Origin of the sequence: Paraburkholderia sp. BR14312, from assembly GCF_040948675.1 — a bacterium.
Lineage (GTDB): Bacteria > Pseudomonadota > Gammaproteobacteria > Burkholderiales > Burkholderiaceae > Paraburkholderia > Paraburkholderia nodosa_A.
Window position 1 is genome coordinate 154,364 of record NZ_JBFPKI010000014.1, and the last position, 22,475, is coordinate 176,838.

Sequence of the window (22,475 nt, forward strand, 5' to 3'; positions counted from 1 at the left end):
TGGCGTCGTTACAATAACGGCACGGTATTTCCCCGGCGCGCGCTCCCCCATTCAGGGCCATTCAGGCTCTCGAGTCCATCGCAGCGCCATCGAACCAGCGCATCGCGATGAACGACGACCAACTCCTTCGCTATTCCCGCCATATCCTCGTCGACGAGATCGGCATCGAGGCGCAGCAGCGCTTTCTCGACGCGCATGCGATCGTCGTGGGCGCGGGCGGCCTGGGGTCGCCCGCGGCGATGTATCTCGCGGCCTCGGGCGTGGGCACGCTCACGCTCGTCGACAACGACACCGTCGACCTCACCAACCTGCAGCGGCAGATCATGCACGAGACGGCTTCGGTCGGCCGCGCGAAGGTCGAGTCGGGCCGCGACGCCATCGCGCGCCTGAATCCCGAGGTGAAGGTGAACGCGCTGCAAACACGCATCGACGATGCGTGGCTCGACGCGCAGGTGCCGGGCGCGACGGTCGTGCTCGACTGCACCGACAACTTCGCCACGCGCCACGCCATCAACCGCGCGTGCGTGAAGCACCGCGTGCCGCTCGTCTCGGGCGCGGCGTTGCGCTTCGACGGACAGATCAGCACGTTCGACTTTCGCGACGACGCCTCGCCGTGCTACGCCTGCGTGTTCCCGGAAGATCAGCCATTCGAGGAAGTGGCGTGCTCGACGATGGGCGTATTCGCGCCAACGGTTGGCATCATCGGCGCGATGCAGGCGGCCGAGGCGCTGCGCGTGATCGGCGGCATCGGTACGCCGCTCGTCGGGCGGCTCATGATGCTCGACTCGCTGCGCATGGAGTGGAGCACGATGCGCGTGGCACGGCAGCCGGATTGCCCGGTGTGCGGCGAGCGTCGCCGGCACGCCTGAACCCCCGCGCGAGTCAAGAAAAAAGCCCCGGACATGCCGGGGCTTTTCGCATTTTCGCGTATCAGCAGGTGCACGCTCAGGCCTGGGCCACACGCTGCAGCGCGGCCTGCAGCTCCTCGGGCTCGTAAGCGGCCAGCACCTCCGCCACCGGTTTTTCCAGCGTCTTGAGCTGCGAGCGCAGGATCTCCTGCTTCACCACGAGCAACTGGCTCGGGTGCATCGAAAACTCGGTAAGCCCCATGCCGAGCAGCAAACGCGTGAACGACGGGTCGCCCGCCATCTCCCCGCATACCGAAACGGGCACGCCCGCGCGCTTCGCCTCGCGCAGCGTATGCGCGATCAGCTGCAGCACGGCCGGATGCAGCGGATCGTACAGGTCGGCCACCGCGTTGTCGGCGCGGTCGATGGCGAGCGCGTACTGGATCAGGTCGTTGGTGCCGATCGAGAGGAAGTCGAGACGCCGCAGGAACATCGGCAGCGCGAGCGCGGCCGCCGGAATCTCGATCATCGCGCCGACCTGGATGTTGGGATCATAGGCGAGGCCCGCGTCGTCGAGCTGGCGCCTGGCCTCGCGGATCAGGTCGAGCGTCTGGTCGATCTGCTGCGCGTGCGCGAGCATCGGAATCAGGATCTTGACCGAACCGAACGCCGAGGCGCGCAGGATTGCCCGCAACTGCGTGAGGAACATCTGCGGCTCGGACAGGCTCCAGCGGATCGCGCGCAGGCCGAGCGCCGGGTTCGCAGCCGTCTCGTAACCGTCGCCCGCATTCATGGCGTCGAGCGGCTTGTCCGCGCCCACGTCGATCGTACGGATCGTCACGGGCAGCCCGTTCATGAGCTCCACCGCGCGGCGGTAGGCGGCGAACTGCTCGTCCTCCTCCGGCAGGTGGTTCTTGTGGTTCATGAACAGGAACTCAGTGCGAAAGAGGCCCACGCCCGTCGCGCCCGAGTCGAGCGCGGCCTGCGCGTCGTCGGGCAGCTCGATGTTCGCGTACAGCTGGATCTTCGCGCCGCATAGCGTTTGCGTCGGCGAGAACTTCAGGCGCTGCAGCTTGCGCCGCTCGAGCGCCATCTCGCTTTGACGGTAGGTGTACTCCTCGAGCACGATCGGCGCGGGATCGACGATCACGATGCCGTGGTCGCCGTCGACGATGATGAGATCGTCCTGGCGGATCAGCGCGCTCGCCTGCTGCACGCCCACCGCGGCCGGGATGCCGAGGCTGCGCGCGACGATCGCCGTGTGCGAGGTGCGGCCGCCCAGATCGGTGACGAACCCCTGGAAGGTTTGCCCCTTGAACTGCAGCATGTCGGCCGGCGCGATGTCGTGCGCGACGACGATCATCTCGTCGCAGCCGCCGTGCAGCGAAGGCGGCATGGCGCCGGCGAGCGACTTCAGTACGCGCTCCACGACTTGCTCGATATCTGCCTTGCGCTCGCGCAGGTACTCGTCCTCCACGTCGTCGAAGTGACGCGAGAGGCGTTCGAGCTGTTCGGTAAGCGCCCACTCCACATTGAAGCGGCGCGTGCGGATGAGATCGATGGTCTCCTGTACGAGCATCACGTCGTTCAGGATCATGAGGTGCACACCGATAAATGCGCCCATTTCGGAAGGGGCGTCGGCGGCGAGATCGGCGCGCAGCGTGTCGAGTTCGTGCTCCACGGCCTGCAGCGCCGCGCGAAAGCGCACGATTTCGTCTTCGATCTGCGCGTGCTCGATGAGGTAATGGTCGACGTCGAGCGCAGCCGGAGCGATCAGGTACGCTCGCCCGATGGCTATACCGCGTGATACGGGAATTCCATGCAGCGTGAACGGCACGCGCACCTCCTCTGGTTATTTGATGCTGCGGCAAACCGCTGCAATGCGCTCTCTCAGACCCCGGCGATGATTATAAATTCCAGCGCGGCGGAATGTGGCCATGCGCACCTGTGCGCGCATGACTGCGGCGTTGTGCAGCAGTCGCCGCCCGCAAACAAAAACGCCGCGGCAAACCGCGGCGTTCCGAGCAAGGCGCAATGACCACGCGCGTCTTACTGGCCTTCGCCAAACTTATCGGCGATCAGCTTGAGCAGCGCGCTCATGGCGTCGGCCTCGTCCGGGCCTTCGGTTTCGATCATCACCGTGCTGCCGATGCCCGCCGCCAGCATCATGACGCCCATGATGCTCTTGGCGTTGATGCGGCGGCCGTTGCGGCTCATCCAGATTTCCGACTGATAGTTGCCTGCGAGCTGCGTCAGCTTCGCCGACGCCCGCGCGTGCAGGCCGAGTTTGTTCACGATGGTCGTTTCTTGTTGCAGCATAGGTCGATCCGGACGCGGTGTGTGGAAGTGAGACTGGGTTGTTTCGCTGTGCCTTGTTGTTGGCTTTCGCTGGCGCGCCGCCGGCTCAGGTGCTGCCAGCCGGCCTGAACACGCCCGCCGCAACGCCGCCGGTGCAAGCCGCGCCGCGCGTCGCGGCTGCTGGCTGGCTCGCGCTCTGGCCGGCTACCGGATTCGCGGCCTGCTTTGTCGCGTCGGCAGTGGTTTCGGTGCAGGGCGTGGGCGGGCAAGCGCATTCGCTCGCAGGAGCAACGGGCGGCATGGTCGGGCCGATGGTCTGCACGCCCTTGCTCGCGCCGGCCAGCGCCTTTTCGACCAGCGTGTCGAGCGGCGTTGCCCGGTAGCACACGGCACGCACCAGCATCGGCAGATTCACGCCGGCCAGCACGCGCACCTCGGGCACCGTGGCGAGGCGCGCCGCGATGTTCGAAGGCGTGGCGCCGAACATGTCGGTCAACACGAGCGCGCCGTTTTCTTCGCGCAGGCGCTCGATCTCCGAATTCGCCTTGGCGACCACTTCAGCCGGGTCGCTGTCGGGGAGCACGTCGAGCGCGCCGATGCGCGCCGGACAACCGCCATAGATATGCGCGATGCACTCGCGTAGCGCGGTGGCGAGCGGTGCGTGCGCAATGATCAGAATCCCTGCCATGTCAGCTTGACTGCAAAAAACGGCTCCGGTTGATGCTCGGACGACCCCGTAGATCGCGTCCTGCAGCGCCAACCCCGCAGCCAGCCGTGAGCTCGCAGGGTCGGAACACGCGCCGCGCGGCAGCCAAAGCGTCTCGTCGACGCCCGCTTGCCAGCCCGGAACGCGGGCTCGCGGCATTGTAGCAGGGTCATTTTCGCGCACGCGAGGCGGTTCTGCTCACAGCGGCGACAGATATCGCGCGCGATTCACAGGCTCCGCGTACGCGCTCGACCTTTCGTGGTCCAAAACTGCCCGCCAGTCAAGGTCTGGAGGGGCGCCTGCCCTGCAAGGCGTCCACATCCGGCAAATGCAGCCATACGCGAGGCTTTCAAGTCCGCGCTCCAGGTGCGGGCTTCAAATGCGCCCGGTCCCCGTTTCGAAAGCAGATTCAGGCCGCCGCGCGCTCCAGCGCGTCGATGAACATCGCGGCCACGTCGAAGCCCGTCTGCTCCATGATTTCGCGGAAACACGTCGGGCTCGTGACATTGACCTCGGTGAGCCAGTCGCCGATGGCGTCGAGCCCGACAAGCAGCAGGCCGCGTGCCGCGAGCGTCGGGCCGAGCGCTTTGGCGATCTCCATGTCGCGCCCGGTGAGCGGCTGCGCGACGCCGAGCCCACCCGCCGCCAGATTGCCGCGCACTTCATTGCCCTGAGGAATACGCGCGAGCGAAAACGGCACCGGCTCGCCGCCGATCAGCAGGATACGCTTGTCGCCGGCCTTGATTTCGGGGATGAACTTCTGCGCCATCACGCTGCGCGCCCCGTCGTGACTCAGCATCTCGATGATCGAGCCGAGGTTCATGCCGTCCGCCTTCACGCGGAACACGCCCATGCCGCCCATGCCGTCGAGCGGCTTGAGGATCACGTCCTGGTGCTCCTCATGGAACTTGCGCAGGCGCGCCGCGCTGCGCGTGACGAGCGTCGGCGCGACGAACTGCGGAAATTCGCCGATGGCGAGCTTCTCCGAGTGATCGCGAATCGACTGCGGCTTGTTGAAGATCTTCGCGCCCGCGCGCTCGGCGATCTCCAGCAGCCACGTCGACGTGACGTACTCCATGTCGAACGGCGGGTCCTTGCGCATGACGACGGCGTCGAAGCCGGTGAGCACGCGCGCATCGGCCGTGGCTTCGAACCACGTTTCGCGATGCAGGTCCGCCGTATCGCCGATGATCGTGAAGCGCCGCACGTCGGCCTCCACCTGGCCGTTCACCCATGCGAGGTGCCGAGGCTCGCACGCGAAGAGCCGGTGGCCGCGCTTCGCGGCCTCGGCCATCATCGCGTAGGTCGAGTCCTTGTAGATCTTGAACCGCTCGAGCGGATCGGCGATGAAGAGAATGTCCATATCGTCTCTGCCTTGTCCCTGTCCTGTCGCTGCTTGACGCCTGGCATGGCGCCTGGTGTGGTGCCTGCTTTCATGACGGCAACGCCCGCACGGTGGCGGGCGCTGCGTTCGATTGTGTGAAGGATGACGGCTGGATCAGACCTGGATCGCTTCGGGGTCGGTCTTCTCCAGCTCGACCGAGGCCGCCAGCAAGCCGAGCCGCGCCACCACGCCGTACATGTAAAAGCGGTTCGGCGGCGCCGCCCCCGCTTTCGCGCGCGTGTCGGGCAGCGCCGTGTGCTCGAAGCCGAGCGGCACGAAATGCATGCCCGGCGCGTTCAGGTTCTGGTCGCGCTCGCGGCTGCCGTGCGCGCGGTAGAAGCCGCCCACCACATAGCGGTCGATCATGTACACGACCGGCTCGGCCACTTCGTCGCCGATATGCTCGAACGTATAGACGCCTTCCTGCACGATCACGTCGTGCACTTCCAGCCCGTCCTTCGTGGCCGACATCTTCGCACGTTCGCGCTTCGTGAGTGCGGCGACCTCCGAGGCATCGTGCACCGTCATCACACCGCGGCCGTCCGTGCCGGCATCGGACTTGATGACGACATAGGGCTTTTCGGTGATGCCGTACTCGCGGTACTTCTTCGCGATCTTCTTGAGCACGGCGTCGATGGCAGTCGCGAGCGGCTCCTCGCCCGTGCGCGCCTCGAAGTCCACGCCTTCCACGTGCGCGAAGTACGGATTGATCATCCACGGGTCCACGCCCACCATCTTCGCGAACTTCTTCGCCACGTCGTCATAGCAGGAGAAGTGCGTGGACTTGCGGCGCACCGCCCAGGCGGCGTGCAGCGGCGGCAGCACGTACTGCTCGTGCAGGTTTTCGAGCACGGGCGGAATGCCGGCCGAAAGATCGTTGTTCAGCAGGATCGAGCACGGGTCGAAGTTCTTCAGGCCGAGGCGCCGCTGCGAGCGCTCGAGCGGTTCGAGCACGATCTTCTGGCCGTCCGCGAGCGAGATCGTGACCGGCCCGGCGATCGTGTCGTCGAGGGTGCCGAAACGCACGTTCAGGCCCGCCTGACGCATGATCGTGGCGAGCCGCGCGACATTCTCCAGATAAAACGCGTTGCGCGTGTGCATCTCCGGAATCACCAGCAGGTTCTTGGCGTCCGGGCAGATCTTTTCGATGGCGGCCATGGCCGCCTGCACGGCGAGCGGCAGCACTTCCTGCGGCAGGCAGTGGAAGGCGCCGGGAAAAAGGTTGGTGTCGACGGGCGCGAGCTTGAAGCCGGCGTTGCGCAGGTCGACCGAGGCGTAGAACGGCGGCGTGTGCTCCTGCCATTCGAGGCGGAACCAGCGCTCGATGGCCGGCGTCGCGTCGAGGATGCGCTGCTCCAGTTCGAGGAGCGGGCCATTCAACGCCGTAACCAGATGCGGGACCATAAGGGGTGACTCGCGGACGAAATGCTTTGATTGTAGGGAAACCGGTCGTTTATCTGGGGACGATTGCGCCAGTTGCAAGACGGGATTGCCCTCGTGAATCCCCGTCATGAAACCCTTGGGCGCGGTAGGGTCAATCGAGCGTTTCGCGCGCGCGGATATTCAAGCCGGATATCCATTCTGGACCGCCCGCGCCGCCCGGCGCAATTGGGCACACGGATTGAAGGGGCACTATGCGAACGCGCGGGCGCGGCGCTTATTCCCCCTCCCGCGGGAGCAAAGCCCACACCCGGCGCCGCAGCGCGCAAAAGAAAAGGGCCCGCCGAAAAGGCGGGCCCAGGTCGCTGCTTACTGCCCTGCTAGATCAAACCATCTAACGCGGCGCGCTTATTCCACGCGTTCGCCATGCAGCACCACGTCGAGACCTTCGCGCTCTTCTTCTTCCGAAACGCGCAGGCCCATCACCATGTCGATCACCTTCAGCAGGACGAAGCTCACCACGCCGCTATAGATGAGGGTCGTGAGCACGCCCTTGGCTTGCAGGATGAGGCTGCCATCCGCGCCGCCGATGTCCTTCACCGCGAACACGCCGGTCAGCAGCGCACCGATGATGCCGCCGATGCCGTGCACGCCGAACGCGTCGAGCGAGTCGTCATAGTTGAACTTGTGCTTGAGCCACGTCGCCGACCAGAAGCAGACCACGCCCGCCACCACACCGATCACGATTGCGCCCAGCACGCCGACGAAACCCGAAGCCGGCGTAATGGCCACGAGACCTGCAACGGCGCCCGAAGCGATACCGAGCACCGACGGCTTGCCCTTCGCGATCCACTCCGCGAACATCCAGCCGAGCGCGGCGCAGGCGGTAGCGATTTGCGTCGTGAGCATCGCGAAGCCGGCACGGCCGTCAGCCGCGACTGCCGAACCCGCGTTGAAGCCGAACCAGCCCACCCACAGCATGGCCGCACCCATCAGCGTGAGCGTGAGGTTGTGCGGAGCCATCACTTCGCGGCCATAGCCAACCCGCTTGCCGAGCACGAGACAGCACACGAGGCCCGCGATACCGGCGTTGATGTGCACGACCGTGCCGCCCGCGAAGTCGAGGATGCCGGCGCTGGCGAGCCAGCCCGTCGGCTCCCACACCATGTGCGCGATCGGCGAGTAGACGATGACCGACCACAGCGACATGAACACGAGCATCGCCGAGAACTTCATGCGATCGGCAAACGCACCGGTGATGAGCGCCGGCGTGATGATCGCGAACGTCATCTGATAGACGAAGTACACGGTCTCGGGGATGGTCGGCGCGAGGTGGCTCACGGTAAGCGTCGTCGCCTTGTCGCCCTTGATGTAGTTCATGCCCTCAAGGAAGATGCGCGAGAAGCCGCCGATGAACGAGCCGCCCGGCGTGAACGCGATCGAGTAGCCGACCACCGTCCAGATCACCGTGACGACGCAGGTGATCGCGAAGCTCTGCATGAGCGTCGAGAGCACGTTCTTCTTGCGGACCATGCCGCCGTAGAAGAGCGCGAGGCCCGGGATCGTCATGAACAGCACGAGCGCGGTGGAGGTCAGCATCCACGCGGTGTCGCCGGAGTTGATCTTCGACGAATCGACCGAGAACGGCGCGGTCGGTGCGGCGGGCGCCGCAGCTGCGGCAGCGGCCGATGCGTCGGCCGGGGCGCTGGCGGCGGCGGCCGGGGCGCTGGCTGCTGCTGCCGGGGCCGAAGCCGCGTCGGCTGCGGGCGCCGAAGCCGGGGCGGCCGCGGACGCATCGGGCGCCGAAGCGGTGGTGGCCGGCGCGGAGGCCGCGGCGGGCGCGGATGCGTCGTCCGCCAGCGCGGCGCCGACGCCGCCGGCCAGCAGCGAGCCGGCCATCATCAGGGACATCAAAAGTTTGCGCATCTCGGTTTCCTCTTTCCTCTTGTCTCGGTCTCTTTAGGCTTTACAGCGCGTCGGCGCCGGTCTCGCCGGTGCGGATGCGGATCACTTGTTCGATCGGGGTGACGAAAATCTTGCCGTCGCCGATCTTGCCCGTGCGGGCCGCGCGTTCGACTGCCTCGATGGCCTGCTCGACGATATCGTCGGCCACGGCGGCTTCGATCTTCACCTTCGGCAGGAAGTCGACGACATACTCCGCGCCGCGGTACAGCTCGGTGTGCCCCTTCTGGCGACCGAAGCCTTTCACCTCCGTCACCGTGATCCCCGAAACGCCGATCGCCGAAAGGGCTTCGCGCGCCTCATCGAGCTTGAACGGCTTGATGATTGCTGTAATGAGTTTCATGTAGTCCTCGCTGTGGTTTGCTTCATTCCTTTGTCTGCTTCTGCAACGGGCGCCCGGCGAACGGCGCGTGATGCTTCGCCGCGTCGCTGGCACACCGTGAGCCAACCTGTCGTTCGGTGCGCGGGGCAGTATTAGCAACACCCGTGCCAATTTGCTGCACTCCGTGCGTAAAGGCGGTGTGATGGACTTCGATGCAAGCGCGCTCAAAGCCGTGGACAATGCGGTCCGCGCCTTGAGGGGCGCGGCGCGCAAGGCCCTGGCCGAACGGCCAGCGTGGCGCGCGCGCGGTGGCGTGGCGCGGGGAACGTTGCTACAGTGTTCTCAGGCATTGCTGCCGCGCCGGGCGCCGCATGGCGGCGGGAAATGGCCCGCCGCGCCACAGCGCGAAGCACACGGGCCCGCGGTGCGCACCACTTGCGCGCACACTGGCCGTGGCCCTGCGAGTTCGCACCAAGATCGATCACGGTCCGCCGCGGGGCACAGGCGAAACAAAACTTGCACATTTTTTGTGCAGCGAAGGGGAATCGAATGAAGCAACCTAACGATGTATTCAATGATCTGCAGTCGCGCATGAGCGATCTGCTCAAGAACTCGCCGGCGCGCGATGTCGAACGCAATGTTCGCGCAATGTTGTCGCAAGGCTTTTCGAAGCTGGACCTCGTCACGCGCGAGGAATTCGACGCGCAAACGCAGGTGCTCGTGCGCACGCGCCAGCGCCTCGAAGAACTCGAGCGCCGCGTGGCCGAGCTCGAGCAGAAACTGCCGGTGACTAGCCAGTCCTCCTGATCATTTCCTTGCGCACTCCTGTGCGCAATTGAGTGCAGCACCGCTGCCGCCCGCCGCAAGCGATCCGTAGCGTGGTCGCAATGGAACCGTAAAGGGGCATACGCCTCACCAGCCTGGCGCATGCACGGCGCGCGAAACACATACGAAGCCCGGTCCGAAGCTTCGTACACCGCGCGCCACTTCCGCATGCGAGCCTTCCGGAGAATCCCATGTCGCTTGCCGTGGTGCGCAGCCGCGCGCCGGCTGCTGGCCGCGCGCCCGAAGTCACCGTCGAAGTCCATCTCGCCAACGGTCTGCCGTCGTTTTCCATCGTCGGGCTGCCCGACCTCGAAGTGCGCGAAAGCCGCGAGCGCGTGCGCGCCGCGCTCTCGAACTGCGGCTTCGATTTCCCGGTGAGGCGCATTACCGTCAACCTGGCACCCGCCGATCTACCCAAGGAATCCGGCCGCTTCGATCTGCCCATCGCGCTCGGCATTCTCGCGGCGAGCGGGCAGCTTCCGGCTGCGGCACTCGCGCACCGGGAGTTCGCGGGCGAGCTTTCGCTCACCGGCGCCGTGCGGCCCATGCGCGGCGCGTTTGCCATGGCTTGCGGCACGGCACGCGCGCACAGAGAGCGCGCAGCGCATTTCGACGAAGCGGCAGCGTTCAGCCGCGAGCCCATAGGCGAAAGCGCCATCCTTCGGATTCCCGATACTGAACCCGGCGAAGCAGCGCGCCCCGGCATGCCCGAGCTTTATCTGCCCGCGCAAAACGCTGCCGAAGCGGCGCTCGTGCCAGATGTCGCGGTGTACGGCGCGGCAGACCTGCGCTCCCTGTGCGCCCATCTGGCGGGCGGCAATCCCGAAGCGCGCCTCGCCCCCGTGCGCGCGAGCGCCCTCGACACTGGACCCATCGCCACGCCCCCTGACATGGCCGACGTCGTCGGCCAGCGCGGGGCGCGCCGGGCGCTCGAAGTCGCGGCGGCCGGCGGGCACCATCTGTTGATGGTCGGGCCGCCAGGCGCCGGCAAGTCGATGCTCGCCGCACGCCTGCCCGGGCTCCTGCCACCCATGACGGACGACGAGGCGTTAGCCTCCGCCGCCCTGCTCTCCGCCAGCGCGGTCGGTTTCACGCCGCAGCAGTGGCGCAAGCGGCCGTTTCGCGCGCCGCATCACTCGTCGAGTGCCGCCGCGCTGATCGGCGGGCGCAATCCGCCGCAGCCGGGCGAGATCACGCTCGCGCATTTAGGGGTGCTATTTCTGGACGAGCTGCCCGAATTCGACCGCCACGTGCTGGAGACCCTGCGCGAGCCGCTCGAAGTGGGCGCGATCACCATTTCACGCGCCGCGTGGCAAACCGACTTTCCGGCCGCCTGCCAACTCATTGCCGCGATGAATCCCTGCCCGTGCGGCTGGCGCGGCGACCCCGCTGGTCGCTGCCGCTGCACGCCCGAAAGCGCCGCGCGCTATTTGCGCAAGCTGTCGGGGCCGCTCCTGGACCGCATCGACATCCAGATCGAGATTCCAGCGCTGCCGCCCGCCGAACTGGCCGCTCGCGCGAGCACGAACGCCGAATCGAGCGCCGCGATCGCCGCTCGCGTCCAGGCGGCACGCGAGCGCCAGCTGGCGCGCCAGAGTAAAACCAATCGCGAATTGAACGGCCGCGAAACCGACGCAGTCTGCCAGCCGGACGCCGCCGGGGAAGCGCTGCTGCGCGAAGCGGGCGAGCGCTTTGGCTGGTCGGCACGCGCCCATTACCGGGTGCTCAAGGTCGCGCGCACGATCGCCGATCTCGCGGGCGCCGCGATGCCCGAAGCCGCCCACGTGGCGGAGGCCGTGCAGTACCGGCGCGTGTTCACCGAGCGGTAACCCGCAGTGCCGGTTTCGCCGGAGAGCGCTGCCGCTTTGCGCCGCAGGGAATGTGAATAGCGCCAATAAGTCGAAGTCAAGACTTGACTTATGCACATTTCGTCATGCTGCCCCTGGTTCTGAGCATGGTTCGCATTACGCCACGATCGCTTTCGTAACCCATTGATTCTTCTACCCTTCTGGATTTATAGAAAAGCGGCCAAAACTAACAGAAAGCCCACAGGACGGCCCTTTCCGGCCAACGGGGCGTTGTTTTCCACAAAGTTACCCACAGCTCCTGTGGGTAACCAGTAAACCGTCAATCAAATCCGATAATTAGCGTGTTTACCTGCAGCGCAACTTTCACTTCGGCCCGCAAGCGCCCGCCGCTGTGTGACCAAAACATCGCGACGCAAGGCGTACTGCGGACTCCCAAAACTCAGTACAGCTTGAAAGATCCGAAGAACTGATCGACCTGCTCGACCGGCGGCTCGGTACGGCCGACGATCGCCACCTGATAGGCGCGTGCGCCCTTTGCCACGAGCCGCGCGTGGATCGTGCGCGTCTCGCCGTTGGCGCCCGCCTTGCCGGCCATGCGCATTTCGACGCCCTCGACCGAGCCGCCCATTGCAAGCGGCACCCCCACCGCGTGTGTCTCGGCAGCCGCGCCCACGTTGCGCGCAAGGCCCGCGCGCAGGAAGTCGAGTGCCTTTTGCTGCGTTGCGGGCTGCGCGTCGGGCAGATCGAGCGTGCCGACCACGAACACGTCGCCGGCGACTTCGGCCGTCTGCACGCGCATGCGCATCGGCGTGCCGTTCACGTCGATGCGGCGCTCGTCCTTGTCGGGCTTGGCCGGCAGATCGATCGCGTAGCCGCTCGCATCGTTTGAAATCGTGCGCCAATCGTAAGTGGGCGAGCAGGCGGCCAGCGCGAACGCGGCGGCGACTATGCCCAGCGCCGCCACGCGGGCAGGAACGGAGGCGCGCATCGGTAGATTCAACGGGAGTCGGGCACGGCGAAGGATGTCCAGGACCATGGGGCGCGGTTCGTCACGGAGGTGAAAGGTGCGCGACATTATCCGTCGACGCATACCCGGATGTTGTCTCGCAACCGCTATGCCGGGAAATTCGGCGCTACAATATTTGCGCTCGACACCCGCGCCCTTCGGCGCACGAGGCAAGGCTCATGACCGCTGCATCCCCGAATTCTTCGAACAAGCGTTCCGGCGCGCTCATGCGCATTGGCGCGGCGGTGGTCGTCGTCGCGATCGCTGTGGCCGGCTACTTCGCGTTCTTCGGCAGCCAGCAGCGCGTACCCGACGCCACCTTCACGCTCCTGTCCGGCCAGAAGGTCTCCACGAACGACCTCAAGGGCAAGGTCTACCTCGTCAACTTCTGGGCGACGAGTTGCACGACCTGCATGGCGGAAATGCCGAAGATGGTCCAGACCTATAACCGCTTCAAGGGCGAAGGTCTCGAGTTCGTTGCGGTGGCGATGAACTACGACGCGCCGATGTACGTCGCCAACTACGCGCAAACGCGCCAGCTGCCGTTCAAGGTGGCGATGGACGACGGCTCGGCGGCCAGGCAGTTCGGCAACGTCCAGCTCACGCCCACTACCTTCGTGATCGGCCGCGACGGCAAGATCCTCAAGCGCTACGTGGGCGAGCCGCAGTTCGCCGAACTCGACCAGTTGCTGCAGAAGGCGCTGGCGACCTGATACGCAATTCGCGTAGCCAATAAAAAAAGCAGCGGAAAACCCGCTGCTTTTTTTATGCCTCTTTGTGCCGCTTCACGCCTCGCCGCGCGCCACCAGCCCATAGCGGCGTATTTTCTCGTACAGCGTGGCTTTCGCCATTTGTAGCCGCTCGGCGGCCTGGGCGACCGCGCCGTTGTTCTGCTGCAGCGCGTCGGCAATCAGTGCGCGCTCGTACTGCTCCACGCGCTCCTTGAGCGGCAACGCGTCGTCCTCGCCGGCCGCCGCGACTGCCGACAGATCGTCGGGAATCCCGAGGACCCTGCGGTCCGCCGCATTGCGCAGCTCGCGCACGTTGCCCGGCCAGTCGCGTTGCGCGAGCCGCATGCGATCGCGCTCGGTGAGGAGCGGCGCAGGACGCTGGTAGCGCACCGCCGCGTCGAGCAGGAAGTGCTCGAAGAGCGGCACGATGTCCTCGCGGCGCTCGGCCAGCGGCGGCAACGCGATCGTCACGACGTTCAGCCGGTACAGCAGGTCGCGCCGGAAGGTCCCCGCCGCGACGTGCTCGCTCATGTCGCCCTTCGCCGCCGCGACCACGCGCAAGTCGGCGCGCACCGGCTGGTTCGAACCGAGGCGCTCCAGCACGCCATCCTGCAGCACGCGCAGCAGCTTCACCTGCAGCGAGAGCGGCATGCTTTCGATCTCGTCGAGAAAGAGCGTGCCGCCGCTCGCGTGCTCGAGCTTGCCGATCCGGCGCTTGGCCGCGCCCGTGAAAGCACCCGCCTCGTAGCCGAACATCTCCGACTCGAACATCGGTTCGGGCAGCGCGCCGCAGTTCACGGCGACGAACGGCTTGTCATGGCGCGGCGAAAGCTCATGCAGGCTGCGCGCAATGAGTTCCTTGCCCGCGCCGGTGTCGCCGTTGATGAGCACCGAGGCGTCCGTCGGCGCGACGTTCGCGATGAGCTTGCGCACCTGTTCGATCGCCGGACTTTTGCCGATGATGCGCGGCGCGAGCGCGTCGTGCCCCGCCAGCTCGCGGCGCAGCGCGAGGTTTTCGAGCACGAGCAGGCGCCGCTCCAGCGCGCGCCGCACCGTTTCGATAAGGCGTTCGGAGGCGAACGGCTTTTCGATGAAGTCGTAAGCGCCGTCGCGCATGGCCTGCACGGCCATCGAGATATCGCCGTGGCCCGTCACGAGGATGATGGGCACCTCGGGCGCTCGCTCGTGGCACTGCGCGAGCAGATCGAGCCCGCTCATGCCGGGCAGGCGGATATCGCTCACCACGACGCCCGCGAAGTCGGCATCGACGAGCGGCAGCGCGCTTTCCGCATTGGCGAAACCGGCGGCGTCGAAGCCGGCGAGCTGCAGGCTTTGCACGCCCGCGCGGCGCACCAGTTCGTCATCCTCTACGTAGAGCACCCGGCCGGGCGCGGTATTGACCATGCGTTCACCATGTTCGTTCGTCATCCTGATTCAAAAGCCAGCCACGCAACCCAGCGTCACAACCCCGCGGCACGCGCCGCGCTCTCGGCATCGGCACGCGCGCGGCGCAACGTCAGCACGAAGCGCGCGCCGCCTTCGGGTACGTTGCTCGCCGTGAGCGAGCCGCCGCAGTCGCGTGCGATCGACGAGGAGATCGCAAGGCCAAGGCCAAGCCCCTGCCCCATTTCCTTCGTCGTGAAAAACGGCTCGAAGAGGCGCGGCAGCACATCGTCGGGAATGCCCGGTCCATTGTCGCTCACCGCGATGGCGAGCGTCGCGGCGCTCGCCTGCACGTCGATCGCAATGCGCGGCGACGGCAGGCCTCCCACGGCGTCGAGCGCATTGCCGAGCACGTTGATGAGCACCTGTTCGAGCCGCAGGTCGTCGCTCTGCGCGCTCAGGTCCGGGTACTCTGCGTCCACGTCGAGCGGCACGGTCGGCGCGCCGTCTTCCGTCAACGTGAGATCCACGCGCAAGCCGTCGAGCCGCTTGCCGAGCAGCGCGAGCGAGTTGCGCAGCGCGCGGGTCACCGGTGCACGCGCGCCTCTCGGCCGCGCGCGCCCGACGAACAGCTTGAGCTGATTGACGATCTTGCCCATGCGCTCGGTGAGCGAGCCGATCGCCTCGAGGTTTTCGGTGGCCGCCGCGTATTGGCCGCGCTCCAGAAACACGCGCGTGTTGTCCGAGAAGCTGCGCAACGCCGCGAGGGGCTGGTTCAGTTCGTGCGTGATGCCCGCCGCCATCTGGCCGAGCGCGGCGAGCTTGCTCGCCTGGATCAGCTCGTCCTGGGTGGCGCGCAGTTCCGCTTCGGCGCGCGTGCGCTCCGCCACCTCGCGCTGCAGGCGCTCGTTGGCCTGCGAGAGATCGGCGGTGCGCTCAGCCACGCGCTCGTTGAGCATCGCATAGGCCTTTTGCAGCATCGCGCGGCTGCGCATCACTTCCCTCACGCGTGCGCGCCGCATGCGCCAGTAGAAGCCGAACAGGCACAGGGAAACGTAGCCGAAACCGGTCATGATGGTCGCGTTGCGCGAGGCTTCGAGCACGGGGTCGATCGACGACATGGTGACGAGATGCCAGTCGGGCTCGACGAGCGAGCGGCGCGTTTCCAGGTAACGCGGTGCACGGATGCCGGCGCCCATGCGCACGATGTCGGCGCCGCCCTGCAACACGCGTTCGACGCGCGTCGGCAGCGGCGCGATCGGCTCGCTCGCGTACTGGCGCGTGGCGTCGATCGAGGCCACCACGGCCGGCGGCAGCGGGCGCACCGTGCGGTACTTCCACGCGGGCACCGAGGAGAGAAAGATCACGCCGTTGTCGTCGGTGACGAGCAGCGGCTCCGAGGCATCGGTGCCCGGAAACCATTCGAGATTGAGCTTCACCACGGCCACGCCGACGATCTTGCCGTCGCGCCGCACGGGCTGCGACACGTAGTAGCCCGGATCGTGCGAGATCGTGCCGATGCCGAAGAAGCGCCCCACGCCGCCGTTCATCGCGTCGATGAAATACGGCCGGAAGCGGTAGTCCACGCCCACGAAGCTATCGGGGTCGCGCCAGTTGCTCGCCGCGATGCTCATGCCGTCGGCGCGGATGATGTAGGTCGTCGTGGCGCGCGCGTGACGGTTCACGTCTTCGAGATAGCGGTTCGCGGCGGCCACCCACTCGGGTCTCGGATCGACCAGCACGTCCTGCACGAGCGGATGCTCGCCGACGATATAGGGCAGCGAGTCGTAGCGCTCGAGCGTGCTCTTGAGCGAAGCCGCGGTGCGGTCGCCGCGCACGGCGGCGTTGCGGCGCAGCGCGTCGATCCCGGTCTGCCACGTGAGCGCCCACGTCAGCGCGCAGACCGCGACGAGGCCGGCTGCGAGCGCGAAGAGGATGATGAGGCGGCGCGTCACGTGAGCGGCTTCCAGACGGTCGAGGGGGATGAGAGAGATTGTGGCACACGGCCGCGCCGCGCCGGGGCGTCCGGCTGGACTAAGCGCTTCGGACCCACTCAGCCAAACTGCGGCGAAGTCAGACGAGAAACAAAAACGGACGGCGCTCGCGCAGGGGAAACGCTCGCGCCGCCCAGCGGCCATGGCCGCGAAACATCGAGAGAACAGACATCGACGGGCGGCGCGCCTCACGGCCTGCGCGCGCCCGCCCAGCGCGGCTTACGCGCCTGCGCTTTCCTTCATTTCTTCGACCTCGCCGGAGAGCACGGCGCGCAGCTTGTTGCGGTCGAGCTCCTTCTCCCATGCCGAGACCACGACCGTCGCCACGCCGTTGCCGACGATGTTGGTCAGCGCACGGCACTCGCTCATGAAGCGGTCGATGCCGAGGATCAGCACCATGCCCGAGAGCGGAATGGTCGGCACCACGGCGAGCGTGGCCGCCAGCGTGATGAAGCCTGCGCCGGTCACGCCGCTCGCGCCCTTCGAGGTGAGCATCGTCACCGCGAGCAGCGTGAGCTGCTGCGTCCACGTGAGATCGGTGTTGGTCGCCTGGGCGATGAAGAGCACCGCCATCGTCATGTAGATGTTGGTGCCGTCGAGGTTGAACGAGTAGCCGGTCGGCACGACGAGGCCCACGACCGACCGCGAGCAGCCAAGGCGCTCGAGCTTCTGCATCAGTTGCGGCAGGGCCGATTCCGACGAGCTGGTGCCGAGCACGATCAGCAGCTCTTCCTTGATGTAGGAAACGAAGCGGATGATCGAGAAGCCCGTGAAGCGCGCGATCGCGCCGAGCACGACGAGCACGAACACGATCGACGTGAGGTAGAACGTGCCGATGAGCTTGAGCATCGGGATCAGCGAGCCCACGCCGTACTTGCCGATGGTGAACGCCATCGCGCCGAACGCGCCGATCGGTGCGAGCTTCGTGACGATCTTCACGACGCCGAACAGCACGCCCGAGATGCTGTCGATGAACTCGGTCACCACGCGGCCACGCTCGCCCAGTTGCGTGAGCACGGCGCCGAACAGCAGCGCGATCAGCAGAATCTGCAGGATTTCGCCCTGCGCGAACGCCGAGGTGATCGTGTCCGGAATGATGTGCATCAGGAAGTCGACGCTGCTCTGGCCATGCGCCTTTTCGGCGTAGCTGGCCACGGCCTTGGCGTCGAGCGAATGGACGTCGACGTTGAAGCCCGCACCGGGCTTCAGCACGTGCGTGGCGATCAGGCCGAGCACGAGCGCGAAGGTCGAGACGATCTCGAAGTAGAGCAGCGCCTTGCCGCCCACGCGGCCCACTTTCTTCATGTCCTCCATGCCGGCGATGCCGGTCACGACGGTACAGAAGATGATCGGCCCGATCACCATCTTGATGAGCTTGATGAAGGCGTCGCCGAGCGGCTTCATGTCGATGCCGATGGCGGGCCAGTAATGGCCGAGGATCACGCCGATGACGATCGCCACGATCACCTGGAAATAGAGGACTTTGTGGAGAGGTTTCTTCACGATGGTTCCTGCAAATGAGTTAAGCCAATGGCCGAACGAATCGAGTTCGGGCCGCGACAGGTCGAAACTGGGGATCAGCGAAACCGGAAGAGGGGATCGGACATCGGCTGTCTCCTTGCTGTTTTTTTGTCGCGGCCGGGGTGGCCGCGCGTTCTTATGTGCAAGGAGAATGCCAGCTAGCGCAACCGCTCACGCCATTGATTTATAAGGTTTTTTATCCAACGAACCAAGGCGCGAATCTGGTTTTCCAGAATCGCGCCCTATGAGCGTTCGGATTTCCAGAAAGACGGGAGCCGCCTTAGCCGCGTCCCTTCCACGGCACGAGGCGCCGTTCGAGCGCGCGCATGGCGAGGTCGAAGAACCAGGCAATGAGCCCGATCAGCACGATGCCCATCACCACGACGTCGGTGCGCAGGAAGCTCGACGCGTTGAGCACCATCTGCCCGAGACCTGCCGTCGCGGCGACCATCTCGGCGGCCACGAGCGTAGTCCAGCCGAAGCCGATGGCGATGCGCAGGCCCGTGAGGATCTCCGGCAGCGCGGCGGGCAGCACGACGAAGCGCACGATCTGCGCGAGGCTGCCGCCCAGCGACGCCGCCGCGCGTATCTGCTCGACGCTCGCGCTCTTCGCGCCGGCGCGCGCGGCCATAGCGATGGGCGCGAAACACGCGAGCCAGATCACGACGATCTTGGCCGTTTCGTCGATGCCGAACCAGATCACCACGAGCGGCAGGTAGGCAAGCGGCGGCAGCGGCCGGTAGAACTCGAGCGGCGGATCGAGCAGGCCGCGCGCGATGCGCGAGACGCCCATCAGAATGCCGACGGGCACGGCCGTCACCACCGCCAGCAAGAACGCACCGAACACGCGCAGCGCGCTCCAGAACAGATGCTCGGAGAGCGGCAGGCCCCCCTGGATGCGGCCGTGCAGCGCGTCCGTGAAGGCTTGCCAGACGGCTTCCGGCGTCGGCAGGAAAAGCGGCGGCAGCCAGTGCAGGTGCGTCGCGAGCCACCAGAGCAGCGCGAGCGCCGCCACCGACGCCGCGCTCAGCGCCGCCGTGGGGCCTTCGCCGGGCATGCGCCAGACTTTGGAGCGCGCCGTTTGCGCCGCGTGCGCCTCGTCAGTGCGGGGCAGCGCGCGGGCCGCTTTAAGCGCGACTTCTCTCAACGATTCGTGCGACACGCTCATACCGGCTCCTCGTGTGCATGTGCGCCCGCGTCTGCATGCAGCAATTCCACCAGCCGCTCGCGCCACGCGATGAACTCCGGCGACGACTTCACGGCGCGCGCGTCACGCGTGGCGAAATACCGGCGCGCGAACGGCACCTCGTACTCGCGCTCGATGCGGCCCGGGCCCGGCGTCATGACGACGATGCGCGTCGCCAGAAAGAGCGCCTCCTCCACGCTGTGCGTGATGAAGAACACCGTCTTCTGCGTGCGCGCCCAGACGTCGAGCACGAGCGTCTGGACCTGCTCGCGCGTCATGGCGTCGAGGGCGCCCATCGGCTCGTCCATCAGCAGGATCTGCGGATCGCTCGCGAGCGCGCGCGCAATGCCCACGCGCTGCTGCATGCCGCCCGAGAGCGCATACACGCGTTCGCGCGCCTGGGCTTCCAGGCCCACGAGCGCAAGCTGCTCGCGCGCGATGCGCTCGCGCTGCGCCTTCGGCACGCGCCGAAAGCGCAAGCCGAGCGCGACGTTATCCAGCACGTCGAGCCACGGCAGGAGCGCGTGCTTCTGGAACACCACGCCGCGCTCGGCGCCCGGCCCCTCCACGCGCGCGCCGTTCACGCGCACCTCGCCAAGCGCCGGCTCGATGAAGCCCGCGATGCAGTTGAGCAACGTGGTCTTGCCACAGCCCGAAGCGCCGAGCGCCACGACGAACTCGCCGCTCGCCACGTCGAGGTTCACGTTCGCGAGCGCGACGTTCGGCGCAGCGTCACGTCGAGCGCCTTCGTAGATGACGGTGAGATCGCGGATCTCGAGCGCGCTCATGGGTTGCTCCTTGCGTTCAATGCGCAGCGGCGCGCTGCACGTACTGCGGATCGACGCCTACCGAATAGTCGGGCAGCACGTTCTGGATCGTGCCTTGCTCCTTGAGGAAGGCCGCCGTGGCGAGCAGCGACTGCGCCGCCCCCGACTGCGCGCCACCGCCCAGCCAGGTCTTCGAGGCCTGCTCGGCGGGCGTGGGGAACGCGTAGAGCGCGAGGCTCGCGGGCACTTCGGCGGCATTCGCACCCGACTCTTTCGCCACCGCCAGCACCTGCGGCGAAGCCGCGTTCCATGCCGTGCGATGCGCGCTGTAATCGGCGTCGGCGGCGGCCAGCACCTTCACGAACCTGGCGACGAAATCGCCGTTGTCCTTCGCGAACTTGCGATCGACCACGAAGCCGTCGAAGGTCGCCTTGCCCGTGGCCTTCGCCACCTGGCCCGAAGTCACCAGCACCTTGCCGTTCTTCTTCACCTGCGCGAGCACGGGGTCCCAGATGTAGGTCGCGTCGATGTTGCCGCGCTGCCAGGCGGCCGCGACCTCGGGCGGACGCAGGTTGACGATCTTCACGTCGGCGGGATTCACGCCCGCGTTCTGCAGCGCGACGAGCGCGTGAAAGTGCGAGGTCGAGACATACGGCACGCCGATCGTCTTGCCCTTCAGACCCGCGATGCTCGTCACGCCCGAACCGTCGCGCGCGACGAGCGCTTCGGCGTCGTTGATGTTGTCGAGAATCCAGAAGAGCGAGAGATCCACGCCCTGCGAGAGGCCCGCCGCAATCGGGCTCGAACCGGCTTCGCCGAGCTGCACCGAGCCCGAGGCGAGCGCGCGGATCACATCGGCGCCGCTCGCGAGCTTACGGTAGGTGACCTTGTAGCCCGTTTCCTTCTCGACTTCGCCGGTTGCCTGCGCGTAGCGCCACGGCACCACCATGTCCTGATACGCGATCACGACCTCGCGCGTTTCGGCGTGCGCGCGCGGCGCGCCGAACGCGCTAGCGAGGCAGGCGGCGGCGAATGCGACGGCGGCGATGTGCGGGCGGCGTGCGAATGCAGGGATAGCGCGAGGGTTCATCGGGAGACTCCGGCGAAACGACGTTCGAGTGAATGAAGGTTCCGACTATAGGGAGTCTGGCGGCGGCCGGTTCTAACTTATCCGCGTTAGCTAATGACGCTGCTGGAGCATTGCTTTTCGCGTTGAGGTGGATGGTGCGGGAATCGATGCATGCATCGCGCTGTTCGAGCGCGGCGCGACGCAAAAAAGCAAAAAGCCCGCTTTTCAGCGGGCCTTTCGACTGGGTGCTTGCGAGAAGCGGGGAATTGTTTAAACCACCCCTGCCCCATGCGCCTGCAGATCGGCGTGATAGCTCGAACGCACCATCGCGCCAACGGCCGCGTGCGTGAAGCCCATCTTGTACGCCTCTTCCTCGTACATCTTGAAGGTGTCGGGATGCACATACGAACGCACTGGCAGATGGTGCTCCGAAGGCTGGAGGTACTGGCCGATCGTCAGCATGTCGACGTCGTGCGCGCGCAGGTCGCGCATCACCTGAAGAATTTCTTCTTCGGTTTCGCCGAGTCCCACCATCAGGCCCGACTTCGTCGCGACTTCGGGATGCAGCGCCTTGAAGTCCTTGAGCAGCTTGAGCGAGTGCGCGTAATCCGAACCCGGGCGCGCTTCCCTGTAGAGGCGCGGCACCGTTTCGAGATTGTGGTTCATCACATCGGGCGGCGCGGCATTGAGGATCTGCAGCGCGCGATCCAGACGGCCGCGGAAGTCCGGCGTGAGAATCTCGATACGCGTTTCGGGCGATTGCTCGCGCACCTGACGGATGCACTCCACGAAGTGGCCGGCGCCGCCGTCACGGAGGTCGTCGCGGTCCACACTCGTGATCACGACGTACTTGAGCTTGAGCGCGCCGATCGTGCGCGCGAGGTTCGCCGGCTCATCCGGATCGAGCGGATCGGGGCGGCCGTGGCCCACATCGCAGAACGGGCAGCGGCGCGTGCACTTGTCGCCCATGATCATGAACGTCGCGGTGCCCTTGCCGAAGCACTCGCCGATGTTCGGGCAGCTCGCTTCCTCGCACACCGTGTGCAGGTTGTGCTCGCGCAGGATGTTCTTGATTTCGTAGAAGCGCGAGTTGCCCGTGGCCGCCTTCACGCGGATCCACTCGGGCTTCTTCAGCTTCTCGATGGGAATGACCTTGATCGGAATGCGCGAGGTCTTGGCCTGCGCCTTCTGTTTTGCGGTGGCGTCGTAGGCAACGGCGTCGGCGCTCGTGCCAGCGGAGTTTGCGGCGGGGTTCGCGGTTACGTCAGTCATGCTTTCGATCCAG

The 22,475-nt window shown here is 66.4% G+C and carries 19 protein-coding genes; 4 read left to right on the forward strand and 15 right to left on the reverse strand.

From position 1 onward, the window contains the following. Positions 1-107: 107 nt before the first annotated feature. Positions 108-869, forward strand: a complete 762-nt coding sequence (locus AB3X98_RS33455; protein ID WP_368606413.1) for a ThiF family adenylyltransferase — start codon at positions 108-110, stop codon at positions 867-869. Between the two features lie 76 nt (positions 870-945). Here AB3X98_RS33455 and ptsP read toward each other — a convergent pair whose 3' ends face one another. The 7 genes from ptsP to AB3X98_RS33490 all read right to left on the reverse strand — a co-directional run bounded on the left by ptsP (position 946) and on the right by AB3X98_RS33490 (position 8,921). Continuing rightward, positions 946-2,685 carry a phosphoenolpyruvate--protein phosphotransferase gene (gene ptsP / locus AB3X98_RS33460; protein ID WP_069265236.1) on the reverse strand — a complete coding sequence of 580 codons (1,740 nt, stop codon included), beginning with the start codon at positions 2,683-2,685 and terminating at the stop codon, positions 946-948. Between the two features lie 212 nt (positions 2,686-2,897). Further along, positions 2,898-3,167: an HPr family phosphocarrier protein gene (locus tag AB3X98_RS33465; protein ID WP_042270095.1), complete on the reverse strand. Its 270-nt coding sequence runs from the start codon at positions 3,165-3,167 to the stop codon at positions 2,898-2,900. Positions 3,168-3,252: 85 nt separating this feature from the next. Then, positions 3,253-3,834, reverse strand: coding sequence for a PTS sugar transporter subunit IIA (locus tag AB3X98_RS33470; RefSeq protein WP_083245260.1), 582 nt, complete (start codon positions 3,832-3,834; stop codon positions 3,253-3,255). A gap of 427 nt (positions 3,835-4,261) precedes the next feature. Beyond that, a complete protein-coding gene (gene gshB, locus AB3X98_RS33475; protein WP_368606414.1) occupies positions 4,262-5,215 on the reverse strand; it encodes a glutathione synthase in 954 nt (317 codons plus the stop codon). Positions 5,216-5,350: 135 nt separating this feature from the next. Then, entirely contained in the window at positions 5,351-6,640 is a 1,290-nt protein-coding gene (gshA, locus tag AB3X98_RS33480; protein WP_069264972.1) for a glutamate--cysteine ligase, read from the reverse strand. Between the two features lie 384 nt (positions 6,641-7,024). Beyond that, positions 7,025-8,542, reverse strand: coding sequence for an ammonium transporter (locus tag AB3X98_RS33485; protein WP_368606415.1), 1,518 nt, complete (start codon positions 8,540-8,542; stop codon positions 7,025-7,027). Between the two features lie 40 nt (positions 8,543-8,582). Continuing rightward, positions 8,583-8,921: a P-II family nitrogen regulator gene (locus tag AB3X98_RS33490; RefSeq protein WP_028201804.1), complete on the reverse strand. Its 339-nt coding sequence runs from the start codon at positions 8,919-8,921 to the stop codon at positions 8,583-8,585. Positions 8,922-9,449: 528 nt separating this feature from the next. Between AB3X98_RS33490 and AB3X98_RS33495 the strand changes: the two genes are divergently transcribed. Together AB3X98_RS33495 and AB3X98_RS33500 are read left to right on the forward strand one after the other, a co-directional pair. Continuing rightward, entirely contained in the window at positions 9,450-9,707 is a 258-nt protein-coding gene (locus AB3X98_RS33495) for an accessory factor UbiK family protein (RefSeq protein ID WP_069264980.1), read from the forward strand. A gap of 209 nt (positions 9,708-9,916) precedes the next feature. Continuing rightward, positions 9,917-11,554: a YifB family Mg chelatase-like AAA ATPase gene (locus AB3X98_RS33500; RefSeq protein WP_368606416.1), complete on the forward strand. Its 1,638-nt coding sequence runs from the start codon at positions 9,917-9,919 to the stop codon at positions 11,552-11,554. A gap of 418 nt (positions 11,555-11,972) precedes the next feature. Here AB3X98_RS33500 and AB3X98_RS33505 read toward each other — a convergent pair whose 3' ends face one another. Beyond that, the gene (locus tag AB3X98_RS33505; RefSeq protein WP_368606417.1) at positions 11,973-12,521 is read right to left on the reverse strand and encodes a hypothetical protein; all 549 of its coding nucleotides are present in this window, start codon (positions 12,519-12,521) and stop codon (positions 11,973-11,975) included. Between the two features lie 197 nt (positions 12,522-12,718). On the opposite strand from AB3X98_RS33505, the gene AB3X98_RS33510 reads away from it, so the two are divergent. After that, entirely contained in the window at positions 12,719-13,252 is a 534-nt protein-coding gene (locus AB3X98_RS33510) for a TlpA disulfide reductase family protein (protein ID WP_254340890.1), read from the forward strand. A gap of 72 nt (positions 13,253-13,324) precedes the next feature. On the opposite strand, the gene AB3X98_RS33515 is transcribed toward AB3X98_RS33510, so the two are convergent. The 7 genes from AB3X98_RS33515 to lipA all read right to left on the reverse strand — a co-directional run bounded on the left by AB3X98_RS33515 (position 13,325) and on the right by lipA (position 22,462). Then, complete coding sequence (locus tag AB3X98_RS33515) at positions 13,325-14,674, reverse strand: sigma-54-dependent transcriptional regulator (RefSeq protein ID WP_368606430.1); 1,350 nt, start codon at positions 14,672-14,674, stop codon at positions 13,325-13,327. A gap of 56 nt (positions 14,675-14,730) precedes the next feature. Beyond that, a complete protein-coding gene (locus AB3X98_RS33520) occupies positions 14,731-16,710 on the reverse strand; it encodes an ATP-binding protein (protein WP_368606431.1) in 1,980 nt (659 codons plus the stop codon). A 156-nt stretch (positions 16,711-16,866) separates the two neighbouring features. Next, the gene (locus AB3X98_RS33525; protein ID WP_254314733.1) at positions 16,867-18,153 is read right to left on the reverse strand and encodes a dicarboxylate/amino acid:cation symporter; all 1,287 of its coding nucleotides are present in this window, start codon (positions 18,151-18,153) and stop codon (positions 16,867-16,869) included. Positions 18,154-18,448: 295 nt separating this feature from the next. Next, entirely contained in the window at positions 18,449-19,336 is an 888-nt protein-coding gene (locus AB3X98_RS33530; protein WP_368606418.1) for an ABC transporter permease subunit, read from the reverse strand. After that, positions 19,333-20,142 carry a taurine ABC transporter ATP-binding protein gene (locus tag AB3X98_RS33535; RefSeq protein ID WP_368606419.1) on the reverse strand — a complete coding sequence of 270 codons (810 nt, stop codon included), beginning with the start codon at positions 20,140-20,142 and terminating at the stop codon, positions 19,333-19,335. The genes AB3X98_RS33530 and AB3X98_RS33535 overlap by 4 nt, the downstream gene beginning before the upstream one ends. A 16-nt stretch (positions 20,143-20,158) precedes the next feature. Beyond that, positions 20,159-21,211, reverse strand: a complete 1,053-nt coding sequence (gene tauA / locus AB3X98_RS33540; protein WP_368606420.1) for a taurine ABC transporter substrate-binding protein — start codon at positions 21,209-21,211, stop codon at positions 20,159-20,161. A 249-nt stretch (positions 21,212-21,460) separates the two neighbouring features. Next, positions 21,461-22,462, reverse strand: coding sequence for a lipoyl synthase (gene lipA / locus AB3X98_RS33545; protein ID WP_368606421.1), 1,002 nt, complete (start codon positions 22,460-22,462; stop codon positions 21,461-21,463). Positions 22,463-22,475 lie beyond the last annotated feature (13 nt).